Below are 18,379 nucleotides of genomic sequence, written 5' to 3'. Positions count from 1 at the left end.
GGGGCGGGGTGGTGGGAAGGTTGATCTCCGACGTGCGAAAATGGCGGGGTGTCTAACTCGCCCGATGTCGTAGTAACGAAGTCCACCGTCCCCGCGCTCGACGCGCAGGAGATCGACGCGGCCATCGAGCGAATTCAGCACGTCATTGCGGCGACGCCCCTGCAGTACAGCGATCGTCTTTCGGCGTTGACCGGGGCACACGTGTATCTCAAGCGTGAGGACCTCCAGGGCGTTCGTTCGTACAAGATTCGTGGCGCGTACAACCTGATCGCTCAGCTCAACGAGGCCGAACGCGGTGCCGGCGTAGTGACTGCCAGTGCCGGTAACCATGCGCAGGGTGTTGCTTTCGCGTGCCGAACGATGCAGATCAAGGGTCGGATCTACGTTCCGGCCAATACCCCCAAGCAGAAGCGTGATCGCATCCGCGCGCACGGTGGAGCGTTTGTCGAACTGTTCATGATCGGTGAGACCTATGACGCCGCAGCTGCTGCGGCCGCCGAGGACGTAGCCGAAACCGGCGCAACCATGGTTCCCCCGTTCGACGACGTGCGCACCGCTGCGGGGCAAGGAACCATCGCAGCGGAGATTCTCACGCAATTGGACGCCCCTCTCGACACGATCGTCGTGCCGGTCGGCGGCGGCGGTTGCATTGCGGGCATCGCCACCTACCTGCACGAACGGTCGCCCAAGACGTCGATCGTCGGGATCGAGCCGTCCGGTGCGGCGTCAATGACGGCCGCTCTTGTTGCCGGGGGCCCGGTGACTCTTCCCGACGTCGATCCATTTGTCGACGGCGCAGCGGTCAAGAGGATCGGCGATGTTCCCTACGAGGTCGTCTCACGTCTGGGTGCCGCCGTGGTGTCGCACGCGTCGTTGCCGCTCGTGGCTCGTCAACTTCAGACACGGTCCGGTTCGGGATCGTTTGTCGTCAATCAGATCGACGAGGGCGCTATCTGCACGGCGATGCTCGAGCTGTATCAGAGCGAGGGCATCATCGCCGAACCCGCGGGAGCGCTTTCCGTTGCGGCACTTCAGAATTTGACGTTCGAGCCGGGTTCGACCGTCGTGTGCCTGATCTCCGGTGGCAACAACGACGTCTCTCGTTACGGCGAAATCCTCGAGCGTTCGCTCGTTCACCTCGGGCTCAAGCACTACTTCCTGGTCGACTTTCCGCAGGAACCGGGAGCGCTCCGTCGCTTTCTCTCGGACGTGCTCGGGCCGGACGACGACATCGCGCTGTTCGAGTACGTCAAGCGAAACAATCGCGAGACGGGTGCCGCGTTGGTGGGTATCGAACTCGGTTCCGCCGACGGGTTGGCGGCGTTACTCGAGCGGATGGAGCGCGCGCCGATGCAGTCCGAGAGGCTCGAGCCGGGAAGCCCGGCGTACCGCTATCTGACGTAAGAGACGCCCCCGGTCAGGGCCGCAGTCGCTCGACCACCTGTCGATGCAGTTCGGGATCCGGCTGGGGGAGCCCGAGCATCGCCGCCAAATACAGGCCGTCGCCGACGAGTCGGATGATCTCGGCCTGCACAGGGTCGGCGATCTCGGTCTGAAGGCCCTTGTCCCAGCTCCGCATCACATGTGTGACGGCTTTCTGGATTTCGTCGTGTTGTCCGTCGACTGTTCTCAGTGCCGCGATGATCGACCGGAAGAGTGAGAGTTCTTCGCTTTCGTTCGCATCGGGGATCTGCAGATAGAACTCGGTGACCGTCGTACCGCCTGCTACGGCGTCTTCGAGTTGCTGATCCGAGCGTTCTCCGAGTCTGCGGACCATCGCCGCGAGCAGTGCTTCCTTGCTGGGGAAGTGATAGAGAAGTCCGCCCTTGGAAACCCCGGCTTCGGCGGCAACGCCTTCGAGCGTGACTTGGGCGACGCCGCTGACCAGCAGCAGCTTCTCCAGTGCGTCGAGAATTCGATCGCGAGTGTCGGCAGCCATGTGATGTGACCCTACCCGGAAATAACTTTACCGCTCGGACGGTTCACTGTTACCGTAGACCTACTGTACCGGCTGGACGGTGCAGTGAAGTCTTTTCGAAAGAACTCAGAGAAAGTCGCAGGGGAGCAATGTCAGTGTCGGCAGATACGTCTGCAATCAATCCCGACGAGGTTCGGGCGACAAAGCGTGACTGGGCGGGCTTGATAGTCCTTGCCTTTGCTGTGTTGCTCATCGCAGTCGACGGCACGGTGCTCGATCTTGCGCTTCCGTTCATCAGCGCCGACCTCGAACCGAGCAGCACGCAGTTGCTGTGGATCATCGACGTCTATTCGTTCGTGCTCGCCGGTCTGCTCATCACCATGGGTACGCTCGGCGACCGGATCGGTAGGCGAAAACTGCTCCTGATCGGCGCAGTCGGCTTCGGTCTCGCCTCGATCATCGCCGCTCTCGCTGTCAGTCCCGAGATGCTCATTGCCGCCCGCGTGCTGCAGGGTATTTCCGGTGCAACGCTGATGCCTGCCACCCTCGGTCTGATCCGCACGATCTTCGTCAACCCGCGTCAGCGCACCGAGGCGATCGGTGTCTGGGGCGCGATGGCCGGTGGCGGTACCGCGGCCGGCCCGTTGGTCGGTGGTTGGTTGCTCGAGCACTTCTGGTGGGGTTCGGTCTTCTTGATCAACATTCCGGTCATGATCGCGCTGGTTGTACTCGGCCCGATCCTGATCCCGGAGTCGAAGGACCCCAATCCGGGTCGATTCGACCTCATCAGCGCTGGTCTGTCGATGGCGACCATGTTGCCGCTGGTGTACGCGGTCAAGGAATCCGTGGTGCACGGCGTCAGCATCACGTTGCTGGTGATCGGCCTCGTTGGTCTCGCGGCGGGTTACGTGTTCGTGCGTCGTCAGCGGATGCTGAAGGATCCGATGTTGGATCTGAAGCTGTTTGCCAACGCGTCGTTCTCCACCGCCGTCATCACCAACCTGCTCTCGATCTTCGCGCTGGCAGGTGTCCTGTTCTTCGGCTCGCAGTACCTGCAGTTGGTGCTGGGTAACTCGGCGCTCGACGCCGGCCTGCTGATGCTCCCGGGTATGTTGCTCAGCGCATTCACCGCGGTTGCGGCAGCCTGGTTGATTCGCCGGTGGTCGGTGTCTCACGTGCTCAGCGCGGGCCTCGCGGTTGCCGGTATCGGTGCTGCGATGCTGCTCGCGCTCGGCGTCGACAGCGGCCCGTTGATGTTCGTGATCGGCTTCGGTCTGGCCGGTGCTGGTGTCGGTGTCGCGTTGACGTTGACATCGGATCTCGTGGTCAGTTCGGTGGAACCCGAACGCGCCGGCGCTGCTTCCGCTGTGTCGGAGACCGCGTACGAACTCGGCATCGCGCTCGGCGTGGCGATCCTGGGCAGCGTGGTGATGGCGATCTTCCGCAAGGGAATCGACACCTCGATGCTCGAAGCAGATCAGGCGCACGCTGCACAGGGCACACTCGGCGGTGCCCTGCAGGAAGCAACGTACCTACCTGGTGAACTCGGTTCGGTGCTTGCCGATTCCGCGAAGTCGGCGTTTGTCGACGGTATGCACGTTGCTGCCGGTGCAACAGCTTTGGTTCTGTTCGTCAGTGCCGCATTGGTGTTGAGGATGCTGCGGAGTACACCAGAGAACGCGAAGCGTTAATACCGGAATCTCGAGAGTTAGTCAGCTTTCGAGTACGACGAACGAGTGCCCCGGCACGGCGGTTGCGGACGCGGTCTCGTCCTGTGTCGGCGGATCCCACCAGAGGATGGGGGTTCCGCCGGCCGGGACCGAGGCCGCGTCCGTTCCCAGATTGCACACGATCTGTAATGCGCCGCGGCGCAGGGTGATCCACTGGTCGTCCTCGTCGTAGTCGACGTGCAGGTGCCCCAGCCAAGGGTCGGTGATCTCGATTCGCTTCCTGCGCAGGGCAAGTAGATCGCGATAGCAGGCCAGGACGCGAGCGCGTGTCTCGTCGTCTCGCTCGTCCCAGTCCAGTTTCGATCGCAGAAATGTCTGTGGGTCTTGCGGATCCGGAATGTCGTCACTGTTCCAGCCGTGCGCCGCGAACTCCGCTTTGCGGCCTTTGGCAGTGGCCTCGCCGAGTTCCGGTTCCGGATGCGAGGTGAAGAACTGGAACGGAGTGGTCGCTCCCCATTCCTCGCCCATGAACAGCATCGGCGTGTACGGCGATAGCAGGACCAGCGCCGCCTTGATCGCCAATTGTCCTGGCGTCAGATAGGCGCTCGGGCGGTCCCCGATCGCGCGGTTGCCGATCTGATCGTGGGTGCACGTGTATGCGAGCAGGGCGCTGGCGGGCTGATGCGTGATGTCGATCGGCCGGCCGTGAACCCGTCCACGGAACGAGGAATACGTTCCGGCGTGGAAGAAACCGCGCCGCAATGTATTTGCAAGGGATTCCAAGGATCCGAAGTCGGCGTAATAACCCTGGCGTTCGCCGGACACGGCCGTGTGAATGGTGTGGTGGATGTCGTCGTCCCACTGCGCGTCCAAGCCGAACCCGCCGGCCGCTCGTGGCGTGATCAGAGTGGCGTCGTTGAGATCGCTTTCGGCGATCAACGTGAGCGGTCGACCCAGATGAGCCGACAGTGTTTCCGTTCGGACGGCGAGTTCCTCGAGGATGTGCGTTCCGGTGTGATCGACCAACGCGTGGACGGCGTCGAGGCGTAGACCGTCGATGTGGAAATCGCGCATCCATCGCAGGGCATTCCCGATGATGTACTCGCGAACCTCGCCCGACTGCGGACCGCCGATGTTGATCGTTCGGCCCCAGGTGTTCGCTCCATCGGCAATGTAGGGGCCGAACTTTTCGAGGTAGTTGCCCGACGGGCCCAGGTGGTTGTAGACCACGTCAAGAATCACGCCGAGTCCGCGTTCGTGGGCCGCATTCACCAAGCGTTGCAATCCGTCCGGGCCACCGTAGATCTCGTGGACCGTGTACCAGAGCACACCGTCGTAGCCCCAGTTGTGAGTTCCGTTGAAGCCGTTGACCGGCATGATTTCCACGAAGCCGACGCCGAGGTCTACCAGGTGATCGAGACGTTCGATCGCGGCGTCGAATGTTCCTTCGGGGGTGAACGTTCCGATGTGCAGTTCGTAGACCGATGATCCTGGGAGTTGTCGTCCGGTCCACTGAGAGTCGGTCCAGGACGCCTCGTCGAGCTGATGCAACTGGGAGCGGAGATGCACGCCTTCGGGCTGGCGTGGTGAACGCGGATCCGGGAGTGTTTCACCGTCGACGACAAAGCCGTAGCGAGCGCGGTTGTCGCAGTCGACCTCGGCGCGCCACCACCCGTCGTCGGTCCGGTCCATCTCGTGCGTGATGCCGTCGACTTCGACCCGGACCGATTCCGGTGTGGGCGCCCAGACCTCGAATGTATGCACACGATCAGCATGCCTTGTTCGGCCGGATGTGGCAGCCCGGCGGGCTGGTTCCGTCGTCAAGGACTGTTTCTATCCGCAGGTGTTGCCGGACGGTGCAGACAGCGTGATCAGTTTCGGAGCGGGGGCGCTGCAGCATCCGCCCTCGGCTTTCCCTGTGTCGGTTTCTGCTGTGTCAGGTTCGTCGAAAATGCCTGCGCCGCCGCAGACTCCGGTCTCCGGAAGGACCAACTCGACGCGGGCCGCTGCTTCGTGATCGCCGGCGAGCTCGGCTGCGATGCTGCGAACCTGCTCGTAGCCGGTCATCGCCAGGAAGGTGGGTGCTCGGCCGTAGCTTTTCATTCCAGCCAAGTACACCCCCGGCTCCGGATGGCGAAGCTCCTTCGCGCCATGCGGGTAAACGGTGCCGCACGAGTGGACGTTCGGGTCGATCAGCGGAGCAAGCTCGACCGGTGCTTGTAAGACCGGGTCGAGGCCGAGTCGAATTTCCGAGAGCCAGGACAGATCGGGGCGGAAGCCGGTCAGCGTTATGACGTTGTCCACGTTCTCGATGCGATCACCCGCATCGGAGGCGAGTATGAGTTGTCCCGAAGGGGTAGTTGTCACCTCTGCGGTGCGGAAGCCGGTGACGACTCTCAACAGGCCATCCTCGACGGCCTTCTTTGCACGCAAGCCCAGGGCGCCGCGCGCGGGCAGTTCGTCAGCGTCGCCGCCTCCGAATGCAGAGCCGATGTTTCCTCGGCGGACCGCCCAGGTGATGCGGGTGCTCGGAGCCTGCTCCGCCAACCCTGACAGCGCAACGATCGCCGTCAGCGCGGAGTGGCCACTACCTGCGATGACGGTGTGCGTTCCGGCGAACTGTGCCCGCACTGCCGGATCGTCGAGATCGGGAACCCGGTACCGGATCGCAGTACCCACAGCGCCTTCGCCGAGTGCAGGAAGCCCTTCACCACCGAGCGGGTTGGGGGTGCCCCAGGTGCCGGACGCATCCACAACGGCCTGGGCGAACATCCGATCCTCGGTTCCGTCACGGCGGCGCAGGTGAATCGAGAGGGGTTCGCTGTCGCGTCCGGCGTCGACGACCAGGTCACGTCCGCGTCGAGCGACGCCGATCACCTCGGTGTCGAACTGGACCAGGTCGGCGAGGGCCGAGGCGAGTGGTTCGAGGTAGAGCTCGCGCCATTGCCGGCCGGTCGGATAGGTCTGCCCGTCGGGTGAGCTCCATCCATTCTGGTCGAGGAGTCGCCGCGCGGCGGGGGAGACGAGTTCGGACCACCGGGAGAACAGTCGAACGTGATTCCACTCGGAGATCGCAGCACCGGCTGTGGTTCCGCGCTCGAATACAAGGGGTGTGAGTCCGCGCTCGCGCAGTTCTGCTGCGGCTGCCAGGCCGATCGGGCCGGCCCCGATCACGACAACGGGTAGGGGGTTCATTTTCGTGCCTTTCATCGACGATTATCGATCTACGGGAACTGTATCGACGATCATCAATATAAGCAACCATCGACAGCTGTCGATATAGTGGAGAGATGACTTCGCTGCAGACTCCGACGGTACGAGTCGGAGATTCGGACCCGGATCAGATCCGTTCTTCCGTCCTCGCGCAGGGCGATGCCGATACCTACGCGCAGTGGTTCGCCTGCCTTGCCGAGCCGATGCGCGTCCGATTGCTTCACCGGGTAGCGAGCGCGGTCGGTGGTATTACCGTCGGAGCGCTCGCCGAGGCGTTGGGGATCGGGCAACCGACGGTGTCGCACCACCTGCGCAAGCTCGCCGATGTGGGTTTTGTGACCATGCGTAAGGAAGGGACGAGCACGGTCGTCGCGATGAGTCCGACGTGTTGCGTTGCCTTGCCGCAGGCGGCGGATGTGGTGATGGGAGTCCTTGCTCCGCGTCCGTGCTGCCCGAGTGATTTGCCCGACGATGTCTCTGTCCGGGCCATGATCGACGACGACTGGGATGCGGTTCGCCGTATTTACGGCGAGGGTATCGACACCCGAAATGCCACCTTTGCCGCTGAGGTCCCCTCGCGTGAGCATCTCCACGAACGGTGGCTGCCGCAGCATCGATGGGTGGCGACTATCGGGGGTGTTGTTGTCGGATGGGCTGCGTTGAGTCCGGTTTCCGAGCGTGACTGCTACCGCGGGGTTGCCGAGAACTCCGTGTACGTTGCGGACGGCATGCGTGGTCGTGGCGTCGGAAAGGCGTTGTTGCGCAAGCAAGTCATGGCCGCCGACGCCGACGGACTCTGGACTCTGCAGACGTCGATGTTCCCGGAGAGCCGTGCCTCCATCTCGCTCCATCATTCGGCCGGGTTTCGAACGGTCGGCCTTCGCGAGAAGATCGCCGAACTCGACGGCGTGTGGCGCGACACTGTTCTGCTCGAGCGTCGAACGGCGATCGCCGAGGGATGAGTCCGGGATCCGGCTGACCGGATGCCCGATTGCGCGTTGATTCGATATCTGTCAATATCGAAGAATGTCGAATCAAGAGCTGCCGGACTCCGAGGCTTGCTGCACCCCGCTCGTTCGTGAACCGTTGACCGAGGATTGGGCCGGCGACTTGTCTCGGATGTTCAAGGCCCTCGGCGATCCGGTTCGTCTCCGCTTGCTCAGCTTGGTGGCAAGTCACGAGGGTGGTGAAGCCTGCGTCTGCGACATCTCCGACTCGTTCGACTTGTCTCAGCCGACTATCTCGCATCACCTGAAGGTGTTGCGCCAGGCCGGGCTGCTCGATTGTGAACGACGCGGGACCTGGGTGTACTACTGGGTTATTCCGGCTGCGCTGCAACAGCTTTCCGCCGTTCTGCTGGTTGAAGGTGCGAGCGTGAGTGCCGCGGACGCTTGCGCTGAGGTCACCGCATGAGCAACACCGCTGCCACCACCGAACACCCCGAAGTCGTCGGAAAACTCTCCACCCTCGACCGCTATCTGGCGGTCTGGATCGGCGTGGCCATGGTCGTCGGCCTGCTGGTTGGACGCTGGATCCCCGGTGTGAACACTGCCCTGGACAAGGTGCAGATCGACGGCATCTCGCTACCGATCGCCCTCGGTCTGCTGATCATGATGTACCCGGTCCTGGCGAAGGTCCGCTTCGACCGCCTCGACACAGTCACCGGGGACAAGAAACTCCTCGCCGGCTCCCTGTTCCTGAACTGGGTTCTCGGCCCGGCGCTGATGTTCGCCCTCGCCTGGCTGTTTCTGCCTGACCTGCCGGAATACCGAACCGGTTTGATCATCGTCGGTCTCGCTCGGTGCATCGCGATGGTGATCATCTGGAACGACCTGGCCTGCGGAGACCGCGAAGCCGCCGCGGTGCTGGTCGCCATCAATTCGGTGTTCCAGGTGATCATGTTCGCCGTGCTCGGTTGGTTCTACCTCTCGGTCCTGCCCGGGTGGCTCGGCATCGAACAGACCACCATCGACACCTCGCCCTGGCAGATTGCGAAATCGGTCCTGATCTTCCTCGGTATCCCGCTGCTGGCAGGTTTTCTGTCCCGCTTCTTCGGCGAACGCGCCAAAGGCCGCGACTGGTACGACAACAAGTTCATCCCCAAGATCAGCCCCTGGGCGCTCTACGGTCTGCTGTTCACCATCGTCGTGCTCTTCTCGATGCAGGGCGAACAGATCACCTCCCAGCCTTGGGATGTCGTCCGGATCGCGCTGCCCTTGCTCGCGTACTTCGCGCTCATGTGGGGCGGAGGCTACATCCTCGGCGCCGCAATCGGATTGGGCTATGAACGCACCACGACCCTGGCGTTCACCGCCGCGGGCAACAACTTCGAACTCGCGATCGCGGTAGCCATCGCCACCTACGGCGCCACCTCGGGGCAAGCTCTTGCCGGTGTCGTCGGCCCGCTGATCGAGGTACCGGTGCTCGTCGGGCTGGTCTATGTCTCCCTTGCTCTACGCAAACGCTTTGCAGTCGAAGAGGTTTCATCCAGTCGAGAAAGAGCGAGGTCATGAGCAAACCATCGGTGTTGTTCGTCTGCGTCCACAATGCCGGTCGATCTCAGATGGCCGCGGGATTCCTGAGCCATCTCGCGGGTGACGCCATCGAGGTCCGTTCCGCCGGATCCGCACCCGCCGAGACCGTCAATTCGGTAGCGGTCGAGGCGATGGCAGAGCGCGGTATCGACATCTCAGCGCAGTCTCCGAAGATCCTCACTGTCGACGCCGTCCAGGATTCGGATGTCGTCATCTCCATGGGCTGCGGCGACACGTGCCCGATCTTCCCCGGCAAGAGTTACCGAGACTGGGTTCTCGACGACCCGGCCGGACAGGGCCTTGAGGCAGTTCGCCCGATCCGTGACGAAATCGAGCGGCGCGTTCAAGCTCTGATCGACGAACTCACGCAGATTCGCCAGGCATTGACCACGGCGACAGATTCGGACCCGCCAGACACAAACAGAACGGATGACCAGCGGGATCGAGTAGAACCCGGCAACGCTCCGGCGCGTTCTGCCGGCTACCGATTTGAGCACCGAGGCTGACAGCTTGCTCCTGTGCGATGTCCAGATCACCGACCACTAAATCCAGATGAATCTGCTTCGGTATTGCAGTCATCGGCCACGTGCTCGGGCGGTGTTCGTCGATGCGGATTGCGGTAATCTGGCCACCGCCTGTGCTGACGGTCGCAAACTTCTCAGTGTTGTACGTGATTTCGCCGCCCAGCATATTTCGCCAGAATTCCGCAAGGCGTTGTGGATCACTGCAATCGAGGGTGATCGATCCCAAGCGAGCTACAGGCATGGTCTCGACGCTACAGAATGCCTTGCTTCGGCTTCCTTTGCGGAGGCGTCATTCGTCGGTGGGCTCGATGTGTTCGGCACCGAGGACGGAGAGTCGGTATTCCTGTGCGTCCTGCTCGGTTTCGAAATCTTTCTCTTCGAGGAGATTCCGGTCGGCGTCGAGGTATCGGTAAGTAGTCATTCCTCCACCGTGTCACTGATGAACGATTCGTGCTCGGATACCGGTTCGATTTCGTCGACGGCTATTTGAATCAGCCTTCCGTAGCGCCGGATCAGATCCTCCGACGACAGTGAATCCTCACCGAGGAGTTCGAGCGTCCGCATGCCGGTGGCCAGTCCGAGCAGCAGTGAGACGACGATCTGGCTGCGTACCAAACCGGGCTCCGTGTCGCCGATGCGGCGCGCGATCCCGTGAACGTATCGTTGCTTGATCTCGGCCCGAGCGGCGGCCGGATCTGGCGCCTCGTGAACGTGTACTGCGAGCATTGCCCACGGATCGGTTTCATCGGATTCTCTACGAGCGACAAGTTTCTCGACCAGTTGACAGCCGATGTCTCCGGTGGCGTCGGCATTCGGATCCTCGTCCATCGGAGGTGCGGACGGGATCGCAGCCGAGTACAGCCGAGCTTTGCTGCCGTAGATCTTCATGACCAGGGCAGGGGAGTAGCCGGCTGCGACCGCGATGTCCTTGATGGTCGTCGATGCGTAACCTCGTTCCGCGAACAAGGCTTTCGCTGCTGTGAGGATGCTGGCTTCGCCGCTGCTCATGTCGCTCGCCTCGATACCCGATCGCCATGCGTTCGGTTGCTCGTACTGGCGTTCATACTGTCGTCAACGGCTCGGCATCGACGGGTACGTCGAAGTCGACGACGGTGGACTGCGCGATGACCGCTATCTGACGAGCCAATGTGCCGTGTCCGCTCTCGGTCAGCGCGGTCAGGATGTACCGGCCGGATGTGGGAAGTGCGATTCCGTAGTGCCCGGTTCCGTCGGTGACCGTGGATGCGACGAATTCGCCGGTCGGTTTCGTGAGTGTGACGACGGTTCCCGAGGTTGTTCGGCCGCCGACTCCGACCTTGCCGGAGATGGTGAGGCGGTCACCGAGTTCGACGGTGTGCGTCGATTGCGCACTGTCGAAAGCGATCACCTGCGACCGAGGGGACCAGCCGTCGGCACTCGTCACTACCAAATACCGTCCGGGCCGGGGTAGGGCGAGGGAAAAGTTGCCCTCGTTGTCGGCGCGACTCCAGTCGATCGGTCGACCCTCCATGTCCATCACGGTAACAACGGCCTGCCGGATCGGTCGGCTGTCGGCCCGGATCACACGACCGGCAACCACAATTTCCGTTTCGGACACGGCGGCGTCGGGAAGCTCGAACCCTTCCGGGGTCACCGGGCGAAGTGCCGCTTCCGGTTTTGCGCCGCGGCGAGGAATGAACGCAGCGGCAGCGGCAGCAGCCACGGCGGCGAGGGCGGCCAGCCAGAAGATGTTCTTGAAGGCGTCGATCGACGGAAGGCCCTCGCCCGGCCCGGACGGGATGACCATCGAAGTGAGCATGGCGGCAACCACCGCGCTGGACGTGGAAGTACCGACTGAGCGGAGCAGCGAATTGAGGCCGTTTGCCGACGCGGTTTCGGTAATCGGAACCGATCGCATGATCAGCATCGGCATCGCGGAGTAGGCGATTGCGGTTCCGATGCTGACCACCGCCGCGCTGATGATGATCAGTGCTATCGAACCGGTCAGGAACACTCGCGCGATGTAGGCGAGCGCGAGCACCGTGCCGCCGACGATCAGGGTGATCTTGGCTCCGAATCGCTTCGTGATGTTCGCGGAGACGGGCGCGAAGAAGACCATCGCGAGGCCTGCCGGAATCATGCACAGTCCGGCCGCCATCACGCCCAGTTCGAAGCCGTAGCCGGAGATCTTCGGCATCTGAAGTTGTTGGGTGGTGGAGAGGTTGTTCGCGTACATCGAGAAGCCGACGAGGATCGAGGCGACGTTGGTCAGCAGAACAGGCCGCTTGGCAGACGTTCGTAGATCGACCATCGGCTGGGTGACGCGGAGTTCGTAAGGGAACCACAATGCGAGAGTCACGATTCCGATGACGAACATCAGCAATGTCAGTTCGCTCGTCCATCCCCAACGGGCGCCCTTGGAGATGGCGAGGAGGATCGCCGTGAGTGCTGTCGAAAGCATGACCGCGCCCAGGAAGTCGAATTTGCCGCGGGTACGAACACTCGATTCCGGGACGACGACGGCTACCGCGATGATCAGCAGGACGCCCACGATCGCCGAGAGCCAGAAGATGGCGGGCCAGCCCAGATGCTCGAAGATCAACCCGGACAGCGGGAGCCCGAGTGCGCTGCCGATTCCGAGAGTGGCACTCATCAACGCTGTTGCCGACGCCACCTTCTCCTTGGGCAGTTCGTCGCGCATGATGCTGATTCCGACGGGGATCATCGAGATCGCGAAGCCCTGGAGACCACGTCCGATCAGCAGGGCGACAAAGTTGCCGCCGATCGCCGCGACCAGTGATCCGACCACGATCATCGTCATCGAGATCAGCATCATGCGTCGTTTTCCGAACATGTCTGCCAGGCGGGAGACGATCGGAGTGGCGACGGCACTCGTGAGGAGCGTGACTGTGACGAGCCAGGAGGCGTCGTCAGCGCTGACGCCGAGGATCTTCGGGAAATCGGGCAACAACGGAATGACCATCGTTTGTTGCAGCGCGACCACGGTGCCGGAAAGACAGAGAATTGCGGTAATGAGCCGACTTGAACGGCGAGTGGTCGGAGACGAGTGCAATGCCAAGAGACGGTCCTTCACGCGGCGATGGTGAACGGGAATTCACCCATGAGTGAACCACTGTTCACCCGTCACTGTCACCTTCGGTGAATATGCGATTTCTCACGACGGCAACTCGCCCCAGGGTTTCCGAGTCGGCATGGCGGGAACAACGTCAGTGGTTGGTCTGCGCCTGCGCGAGCGGGCAGCGAGGAGGAGTGATGCATGCCGAAGTGGGTGACCGTCTCCACGTCCAGGGGCGCGTTGTGGGGCAGGCGGAGGTAACTGCCGAGGTTCTCGAGGTGCACGGCGAGGACGGCGGTCCTCCCTATCTGGTCAGGTACGACAACGGCCACGAGGCGTTGGTGTTTCCCGGTAGCGACGGCTGGATAGACCACCCCGGAAAAGGCTCCTGAGCTGCACGATTCTTTCCATGCATGGTCGTTGCATCGAATGCGGCTAAAGTGTGCGCAATGGAGGGCAGACGCCAGTACCACTCCCGCGTGCGTGAAGCTTCCGCGCAGCGAACGCGTGAACTCATTCGTGATGCGGCGACGGCCTTGTTTGTTCGAGACGGGTATGTCAGTGCCACCGTCAAGCAGATTGCCGCCTCGGCCGGCGTCGCCGATCGGACGGTGTTCACAGCCTTCCCTGGCGGGAAACTCGAGATCTTCGAAGCGGCCCTCGCTGCGGCGCTCGATGCCGAAGAGGTTCCACTCGGCGCGCCGAACCTGGCCTCGGACCCCGATGACGTTCGCCGGATCGTCTCCCAGATCGTGGCTCAGGGCATCGGACTGCTCGAACGTGCCGGCGCTCTGATGATGGTCGCGGTCGAATCCTCGGGTGCGGATGCCGACATGCGTCGACTATCCGAGGAGTCGTCGGATCAGTCGGCCGTCAATGCGATGTCGATAGCCGAGGGTCTCTCCGAGCATGGCTTGTTGAGGCCTGAGATTTCGCTCGAGAAAGCTGCGGGCATACTTGCCGCTTTCGTCTCGCCTCAGCTTCATCAGCAATTGCGTCGGGTCAGTGGATGGGACGTCGATGCGTACCGAGGATGGCTCGAGTTCAACATTCGCCAGAATCTAATGTACTAATTGGTCTGTTTTCGTTAGCATGGCGAGGGTTTTTTATTCTCGGGAGGAATCGCCAGCGTGCCCTATGCCTTGTTCGGCCTCATCACGATGTTGCTGTGGATTTTCTGCATCGTCGACGCCATCACGAGAGATGACGCCTACATCCAGTACCTACCCAAGGTCGTCTGGATTCTGATCATCATCTTCCTTCCTACTTTGGGATCGGTTCTGTGGCTGGTGGTCGGGCGCGGACAGAACGCGCCCCGCGGATACGTCGGCCCAACCGGGTACGGCGAATACGAGCGCCCGGGACGTGCCGTTGCGCAGGATCCGGCGGCGGACGAAGCCTTCTTGCGTCAGTGCCGCGAGCGGGCGGAAGAGCAGCGTCGAATTGCCAAGCAGCAGCGCCGCGACGGCGACGCTGATCGGATGTGAGTTATCGGTAGGCCGTGAGTCGGTCCAACACGAGCCGAAGCGGCGGCCACGACGATCGGCCGCGACGCGTCACCGCATAGGCAGTGAGGATGACGGGCGGATCGACGAGTGGTTCGACGCGCACGCCTTCGCGAGTCTTGCGTTCGAGCGGCATCAGCCCCACGCCGTAACCACTGAGGATCAAGAGTTCGACCAAGTCGAGACTGTCGATCTGGTGAGTGATCCGAGGGGTGAACCCGGCCAGCGACGCGAGGGTTCGCACAGCGCGCTCGTCTGCCGTGTTGCGTGAGTTCACTATCCATGACGTGTCGGCGAAGGCGCGGAGATCGATTCCGGATTCTGTGGACTTGTCGGGAGCTTTGGCGTCGTCGGGAACACACAGTCCCCAGGGCGTCGACCAGAGCGGAATTGCTTCGAGTAGTGGGCTCGGCGACGCGGGGGCAAGGTTGTAGTCGTACGTAAGTGCGAGGTCTAGATCGTCGCGTTCGAGGAGTGCAAAAGCCTCGACGGGTTCGTATTCGTAGATCATCACGTCCACCTGCGGGTGACTGCGTTGCAGGCTTCGAGCGACGGGGAGCATCGCGGTTCTGATCGCAGTTGCGAATCCGCCGACTCGCAGGGTCCCCACCGGTTCCGCGTCCGGATCGAGGTCCAGGCGAGCTGCATCGACGGCTGCCAGGATGGTGACGGCATGATCGGCCAGTCGTTGACCGGCCGGCGTCAGCCGCACCCGGCGACCGTCGGGCTCGATCAGTGCGGTACCGGTCTCCGCGGTCAAGGCCGCGAGTTGTTGGGACACTGTCGACGTCGTGAGGTTGTGCGCTTCGGCGACCGCACGCATCGAACCCAAGCGGGAGAGTTCGAGGAGGAGATGGAGTCGACGGGTTTCCATCCTTCGATCATTCACTAATCGTGAACATAATGTAGGTCAAAATCGCGTGGACACGAACGGTTGGCCTCCCGTTCAATTCAGCTATGGATACGAAAGCGCGGGCCGGAGTGGGCCTGGCTGTTTTGGCGATGTTGTGCGTGCAGCTCGGGCTCGCCGTGTCGGTGGGCCTGATCGATCAGCTCGGCGCAGACGGAGCGGCGTGGCTACGACTCGCCTGGGCAGGCATCATTCTTCTGATCATCGTCAGGCCCCGCCCTTCGGCGTTCACTCGCAAGGCGTTTCTGGCTTGCGTGGTTCTGGGTGTGGTCACCGCAGGCATGACGCTCCTGTTCATGGCAGCGGTGGAGCGCCTTCCGCTGGGAACAGCAAGCGCATTGGAATTCTTGGGTCCGCTGACGGTTGCATTGCTCCGGGGGCGTGGCCGCGTTCTGTGGCCGGTTCTGGCAGGCGTGGGCGTCGTGCTTCTCACCGAACCATGGGCAGGGACAGTCGATCTGGTCGGTGTGGCGTACGCACTCGGTGCGGCGCTCTGCTGGGCGATGTACATACTGCTCACCCAGCGCGTCGGCGACGAGGTTGCCGGGATCAACGGGCTGGCGGTGTCGATGGCGGTAGCCGGGTTGGCCGCGACAATTGCCGTAGGCCACTCGGCTATCGGGCGGCTGACTCCGCATCTGATTCTCGTGGGCCTCGGACTCGCGATCTTGCTGCCCGTCGTGCCGTTCGTTCTGGAGATGGTCTCGTTGCGAAGGCTGTCCACGGCGGCGTTCGGCACGCTGATGAGTCTCGAGCCTGCTTTCGCGCAGCTTATCGGTCTGGTTGTGCTGCAACAGGTTCCGAGTGTTCTGGCCGTGGCAGGTATCGCGTGCGTCGTCGTCGCAGGGATCGGCGCGGCCCGCGGTGGTGCTCGAGGTGGTGCTCGGGATGGCGCCCGGAAGCCGACTGAGCCACCCTCCGATTCCGAGCGAACGTACCTTTCGGCGCCTTCATGAGACCGAGAGTGCCGTTCGCTCAGATCGCGTTCGCTCAGCGAGAGTGCGCCGCGGCGATTGCTCCGTCGAACACGTCGGCGACCTCGCCGAGGGAATCGAGAATCGGCTGACCGGATCGTTCGACGCGAGCCCGCACCAGCGAGCCCTCGAGCGCGGACACTGCCAGGATGGCAAGCCGTTCCGCTCGCGCACGTCCGACCCCGGACGCGATCAGTGTGTCGCGCAGTAGCGAAGTCCACTGTCGATACACCGCCTGTCCGGCGGCTGTCACGCTCTCCGAATCGGGGGCAAGTTCCAACAACACCGTCGTGATCGGCGAGCCTTCGTGGAAATCCGAATCGCTCACCCATCCGGCGAGCAACCGCGCGTACTCGCGCAGCAGCGACCCGGCGTCCGATTGGCTGTCGGCGAGTTCGGTCAGGGTGTCGGTGACCAACTGCCCGCCGACGCGGACGACCTCTTCGCCGATCTGCTCTTTGCCGCCGGGAAAGTAGTGGTACAGCGAACCTTTCGGCGCCCCGCTCGACTTGAGGATCTCGTTGAGGCCCGTTGCCGCATACCCCTGGCGGCGAAACAGATCGGCCGCAGCTCGTACGAGTGCTTCGCGGTGTTTCGGGGGAGTCGCCACGAGTTGGAGCTTAAACACCCCAGCGATCCACCACAATCTATGTAGACTGGTCTACATGGGAAATTCTGAAATGCTCGAACAGTTGCGGGCGGTCAACGCCTCGGCGGCCTTCAACCGGTGGGCCGGATTCGAAGTCACGGAGGCCGAACCGGGTCGCGTTTGTCTGCGGCTCGAATGGCGTGAGGATCTGGGCCAGTACTCGGGACACCTGCACGCTGCGCTCGTGGCGGGACTCGTCGACACCGCGTGCGGATTTGCTGCTTTCACCCAGGTAGGTGTCGTGGCGGCGTCCAACTGCGCGGTCAATTTCGTGAGTCCGGGCGTCGGAACCGCATTTGTCGCTACGGCGCGCTCGGTCAAGGCCGGGCGCAAGCAGGTGTTCGTCACTGCCGAGTTACATGCCGAACGCGAAGGCGAATCCGTGCTCGTCGCGTTCGGCACCACCCTGTTGGTTCCACTCGCCCCTCAGACACAGGGAACCGCAAGCAACGTCAGGGAATGAGGATGAACTTCCCGGCGGGATGGGAGCTCTGCAACTCGGTGTGAGCGAGCGCGACGTCCGTTAGTGGGAAAGTCTTGGCGATCTTCACGGTGAGATGTCCGGAACCGGCTTGTTCGACCAGCTCGGATCGAGCCTTCAAACGTGCTTCGGCACTTGCCGGATTGCCTCCGCCGACAGACGCGAAGCCGTCGGTCTGGGCGCGTCCGAACGCGACGATGGTGACGATGCGACTCTTGTCGGTGACCAAAGCCAGAGATGCATCGACGGCTTCGTCCGTTCCGGCGATGTCGAACGCCGCATCGACGCCGTTCGGCGCGAGTTCACGGACACGCGCTTCGAGGCCGTGGCCGTAGAGCACAGGCGTGGCGCCGAGCGAGCGCACGTAATCCTGATTCGAGGCTCCCGCAGTGCCGATCACCGTAGCTCCGCGACCAACTGCCAACTGAACAGCGATCGCGCCGACGCCGCCGGACGCGCCGTGGATGAGAACGGTGTCGCCGGAACCGACCCGAATGGTGTCGAGGGCGTCGACTGCAGTTCCGCCGACCAGAAGGAGGCCGGCTGCCTGTTCCCAGCTGATGCCTGCGGGCTTCGCGGTGACAGAGGAGACCGGCACGACTACTTGTTCGGAGTAGAGGCCGTTGCCGGGGCTGACGATCACTTCGTCGCCGACGTTCACATTTGTGACGCCGTCGCCGACAGCCGAGACGACGCCCGCTGCCTCGCCGCCGAGGCCGATGGGAAGTTTCTCGGGGTCGGTGCCGAAAGCGCCGCTGTAGAGCTTGAAGTCGAAGGGATTGACGCCGATCGCCTTCACGTCGACCAGGACTTCACCTGATTTCGGTGACGGTAAATCGACGTCCACCAGCTTCAGGACCTCGGGCGTGCCGTACGTCTGCGCTACAACAGTTTTGGTCATGTCTCGCGCAACCGTCCTCGGGGAAGCGATATTCCCCGAGGACGG

At 62.7% G+C, this 18,379-nt stretch carries 20 protein-coding genes and 1 pseudogene; 11 read left to right on the top strand and 10 right to left on the bottom strand.

Translation table 11 applies throughout. The features are described 5' to 3' along the window. Positions 1–48 precede the first annotated feature (48 nt). The gene (ilvA, locus tag ABH939_RS13810) at positions 49–1,404 is read left to right on the top strand and encodes a threonine ammonia-lyase IlvA (protein ID WP_007733150.1); all 1,356 of its coding nucleotides are present in this window, start codon (positions 49–51) and stop codon (positions 1,402–1,404) included. 13 nt (positions 1,405–1,417) lie between these two features. Here the strand turns inward: ilvA and ABH939_RS13805 are convergent, their stop codons facing one another. Further along, a complete protein-coding gene (locus tag ABH939_RS13805) occupies positions 1,418–1,939 on the bottom strand; it encodes a TetR/AcrR family transcriptional regulator (protein WP_007733148.1) in 522 nt (173 codons plus the stop codon). Between the two features lie 128 nt (positions 1,940–2,067). On the opposite strand from ABH939_RS13805, the gene ABH939_RS13800 reads away from it, so the two are divergent. Next, positions 2,068–3,609 (top strand): MFS transporter, encoded by a 1,542-nt coding sequence (locus ABH939_RS13800; protein ID WP_042452853.1) that lies wholly within the window; start codon positions 2,068–2,070, stop codon positions 3,607–3,609. Positions 3,610–3,630: 21 nt separating this feature from the next. On the opposite strand, the gene treZ is transcribed toward ABH939_RS13800, so the two are convergent. Continuing rightward, positions 3,631–5,352, bottom strand: coding sequence for a malto-oligosyltrehalose trehalohydrolase (gene treZ, locus ABH939_RS13795; RefSeq protein WP_063316136.1), 1,722 nt, complete (start codon positions 5,350–5,352; stop codon positions 3,631–3,633). 69 nt (positions 5,353–5,421) lie between these two features. After that, a complete protein-coding gene (locus tag ABH939_RS13790) occupies positions 5,422–6,783 on the bottom strand; it encodes an NAD(P)-binding domain-containing protein (protein ID WP_050655316.1) in 1,362 nt (453 codons plus the stop codon). 95 nt (positions 6,784–6,878) lie between these two features. Between ABH939_RS13790 and ABH939_RS13785 the strand changes: the two genes are divergently transcribed. The 4 genes and pseudogenes from ABH939_RS13785 to ABH939_RS13770 all read left to right on the top strand — a co-directional run. Then, positions 6,879–7,763, top strand: coding sequence for a metalloregulator ArsR/SmtB family transcription factor (locus tag ABH939_RS13785; protein WP_064075434.1), 885 nt, complete (start codon positions 6,879–6,881; stop codon positions 7,761–7,763). Between the two features lie 64 nt (positions 7,764–7,827). Then, positions 7,828–8,214 (top strand): helix-turn-helix transcriptional regulator, encoded by a 387-nt coding sequence (locus ABH939_RS13780; protein ID WP_003941739.1) that lies wholly within the window; start codon positions 7,828–7,830, stop codon positions 8,212–8,214. Next, the gene (gene arsB, locus ABH939_RS13775; protein ID WP_404649716.1) at positions 8,211–9,314 is read left to right on the top strand and encodes an ACR3 family arsenite efflux transporter; all 1,104 of its coding nucleotides are present in this window, start codon (positions 8,211–8,213) and stop codon (positions 9,312–9,314) included. The genes ABH939_RS13780 and arsB overlap by 4 nt, the downstream gene beginning before the upstream one ends. Further along, a pseudogene (locus ABH939_RS13770) lies at positions 9,311–9,700 on the top strand (arsenate reductase ArsC); the annotation flags it as partial. The gene arsB and the pseudogene ABH939_RS13770, both read left to right, overlap by 4 nt. Here ABH939_RS13770 and ABH939_RS13765 read toward each other — a convergent pair. The 4 genes from ABH939_RS13765 to ABH939_RS13750 form a co-directional block, all read right to left on the bottom strand. Then, on the bottom strand, positions 9,699–10,025 hold the full coding sequence (locus ABH939_RS13765) for a VOC family protein (protein ID WP_404649756.1): 327 nt from the start codon (positions 10,023–10,025) through the stop codon (positions 9,699–9,701). The pseudogene ABH939_RS13770 and the gene ABH939_RS13765 sit on opposite strands and share 2 nt — an antisense overlap. 123 nt (positions 10,026–10,148) lie before the next feature. After that, entirely contained in the window at positions 10,149–10,280 is a 132-nt protein-coding gene (locus ABH939_RS13760; RefSeq protein ID WP_256082667.1) for a hypothetical protein, read from the bottom strand. After that, positions 10,277–10,867 carry a TetR/AcrR family transcriptional regulator gene (locus ABH939_RS13755; RefSeq protein WP_003941800.1) on the bottom strand — a complete coding sequence of 197 codons (591 nt, stop codon included), beginning with the start codon at positions 10,865–10,867 and terminating at the stop codon, positions 10,277–10,279. Before ABH939_RS13755 ends, ABH939_RS13760 begins: the two co-directional genes overlap by 4 nt. 52 nt (positions 10,868–10,919) lie before the next feature. Further along, positions 10,920–12,932 (bottom strand): MFS transporter, encoded by a 2,013-nt coding sequence (locus ABH939_RS13750; protein ID WP_030537115.1) that lies wholly within the window; start codon positions 12,930–12,932, stop codon positions 10,920–10,922. 179 nt (positions 12,933–13,111) lie between these two features. Here ABH939_RS13750 and ABH939_RS13745 point away from each other — a divergent pair, with 179 nt between their 5' ends. The 3 genes from ABH939_RS13745 to ABH939_RS13735 are packed head-to-tail and all read left to right on the top strand — an operon-like array spanning position 13,112 to position 14,401. Continuing rightward, a complete protein-coding gene (locus ABH939_RS13745) occupies positions 13,112–13,306 on the top strand; it encodes a DUF1918 domain-containing protein (protein ID WP_003941743.1) in 195 nt (64 codons plus the stop codon). Positions 13,307–13,363: 57 nt separating this feature from the next. Continuing rightward, a complete protein-coding gene (locus ABH939_RS13740) occupies positions 13,364–13,987 on the top strand; it encodes a TetR/AcrR family transcriptional regulator (RefSeq protein WP_030537114.1) in 624 nt (207 codons plus the stop codon). A 57-nt stretch (positions 13,988–14,044) separates the two neighbouring features. Further along, positions 14,045–14,401 (top strand): PLD nuclease N-terminal domain-containing protein, encoded by a 357-nt coding sequence (locus ABH939_RS13735; RefSeq protein ID WP_003941757.1) that lies wholly within the window; start codon positions 14,045–14,047, stop codon positions 14,399–14,401. Between the two features lies 1 nt (position 14,402). On the opposite strand, the gene ABH939_RS13730 is transcribed toward ABH939_RS13735, so the two are convergent. Further along, positions 14,403–15,293: a LysR family transcriptional regulator gene (locus ABH939_RS13730; protein WP_042921818.1), complete on the bottom strand. Its 891-nt coding sequence runs from the start codon at positions 15,291–15,293 to the stop codon at positions 14,403–14,405. An 83-nt stretch (positions 15,294–15,376) separates the two neighbouring features. Between ABH939_RS13730 and ABH939_RS13725 the strand changes: the two genes are divergently transcribed. Continuing rightward, on the top strand, positions 15,377–16,285 hold the full coding sequence (locus ABH939_RS13725; protein ID WP_047270118.1) for a DMT family transporter: 909 nt from the start codon (positions 15,377–15,379) through the stop codon (positions 16,283–16,285). 34 nt (positions 16,286–16,319) lie between these two features. Here the strand turns inward: ABH939_RS13725 and ABH939_RS13720 are convergent, their stop codons facing one another. Further along, on the bottom strand, positions 16,320–16,913 hold the full coding sequence (locus tag ABH939_RS13720; protein WP_064075431.1) for a TetR/AcrR family transcriptional regulator: 594 nt from the start codon (positions 16,911–16,913) through the stop codon (positions 16,320–16,322). Positions 16,914–16,968: 55 nt separating this feature from the next. Between ABH939_RS13720 and ABH939_RS13715 the strand changes: the two genes are divergently transcribed. Continuing rightward, a complete protein-coding gene (locus tag ABH939_RS13715) occupies positions 16,969–17,415 on the top strand; it encodes a PaaI family thioesterase (protein WP_231915215.1) in 447 nt (148 codons plus the stop codon). Here ABH939_RS13715 and ABH939_RS13710 read toward each other — a convergent pair. Then, positions 17,405–18,334 carry an NADP-dependent oxidoreductase gene (locus ABH939_RS13710; protein ID WP_404649715.1) on the bottom strand — a complete coding sequence of 310 codons (930 nt, stop codon included), beginning with the start codon at positions 18,332–18,334 and terminating at the stop codon, positions 17,405–17,407. The two genes, ABH939_RS13715 and ABH939_RS13710, sit on opposite strands and share 11 nt — an antisense overlap. Between the last annotated feature and the right edge of the window lie 45 nt (positions 18,335–18,379).

This window comes from Rhodococcus sp. 27YEA6 (assembly GCF_044908235.1).
GTDB lineage: Bacteria > Actinomycetota > Actinomycetes > Mycobacteriales > Mycobacteriaceae > Rhodococcus_F > Rhodococcus_F qingshengii.
The sequence above is the reverse complement of the archived record's forward strand: the minus strand, read 5'-3'. Positions and strand labels throughout refer to the sequence as shown.

Bases quoted from the DNA above. Each gene is read 5' to 3' on its own strand.
- ABH939_RS13765 (WP_404649756.1), bottom strand. From the start codon at position 10,025: ATGCTGGGCGGCGAAATCACGTACAACACTGAGAAGTTTGCGACCGTC.
- ABH939_RS13755 (WP_003941800.1), bottom strand. From the start codon at position 10,867: ATGAGCAGCGGCGAAGCCAGCATCCTCACAGCAGCGAAAGCCTTGTTC.
- arsB (WP_404649716.1), top strand. From the start codon at position 8,211: ATGAGCAACACCGCTGCCACCACCGAACACCCCGAAGTCGTCGGAAAA.
- ABH939_RS13740 (WP_030537114.1), top strand. From the start codon at position 13,364: ATGGAGGGCAGACGCCAGTACCACTCCCGCGTGCGTGAAGCTTCCGCG.
- ABH939_RS13805 (WP_007733148.1), bottom strand. From the start codon at position 1,939: ATGGCTGCCGACACTCGCGATCGAATTCTCGACGCACTGGAGAAGCTG.
- ABH939_RS13725 (WP_047270118.1), top strand. From the start codon at position 15,377: ATGGATACGAAAGCGCGGGCCGGAGTGGGCCTGGCTGTTTTGGCGATG.
- ABH939_RS13790 (WP_050655316.1), bottom strand. From the start codon at position 6,783: ATGAACCCCCTACCCGTTGTCGTGATCGGGGCCGGCCCGATCGGCCTG.
- ABH939_RS13710 (WP_404649715.1), bottom strand. From the start codon at position 18,334: ATGACCAAAACTGTTGTAGCGCAGACGTACGGCACGCCCGAGGTCCTG.
- ABH939_RS13780 (WP_003941739.1), top strand. From the start codon at position 7,828: ATGTCGAATCAAGAGCTGCCGGACTCCGAGGCTTGCTGCACCCCGCTC.
- ABH939_RS13730 (WP_042921818.1), bottom strand. From the start codon at position 15,293: ATGGAAACCCGTCGACTCCATCTCCTCCTCGAACTCTCCCGCTTGGGT.
- ABH939_RS13800 (WP_042452853.1), top strand. From the start codon at position 2,068: ATGTCAGTGTCGGCAGATACGTCTGCAATCAATCCCGACGAGGTTCGG.
- ABH939_RS13745 (WP_003941743.1), top strand. From the start codon at position 13,112: ATGCATGCCGAAGTGGGTGACCGTCTCCACGTCCAGGGGCGCGTTGTG.
- ABH939_RS13785 (WP_064075434.1), top strand. From the start codon at position 6,879: ATGACTTCGCTGCAGACTCCGACGGTACGAGTCGGAGATTCGGACCCG.
- ABH939_RS13715 (WP_231915215.1), top strand. From the start codon at position 16,969: ATGGGAAATTCTGAAATGCTCGAACAGTTGCGGGCGGTCAACGCCTCG.
- ABH939_RS13760 (WP_256082667.1), bottom strand. From the start codon at position 10,280: ATGACTACTTACCGATACCTCGACGCCGACCGGAATCTCCTCGAAGAG.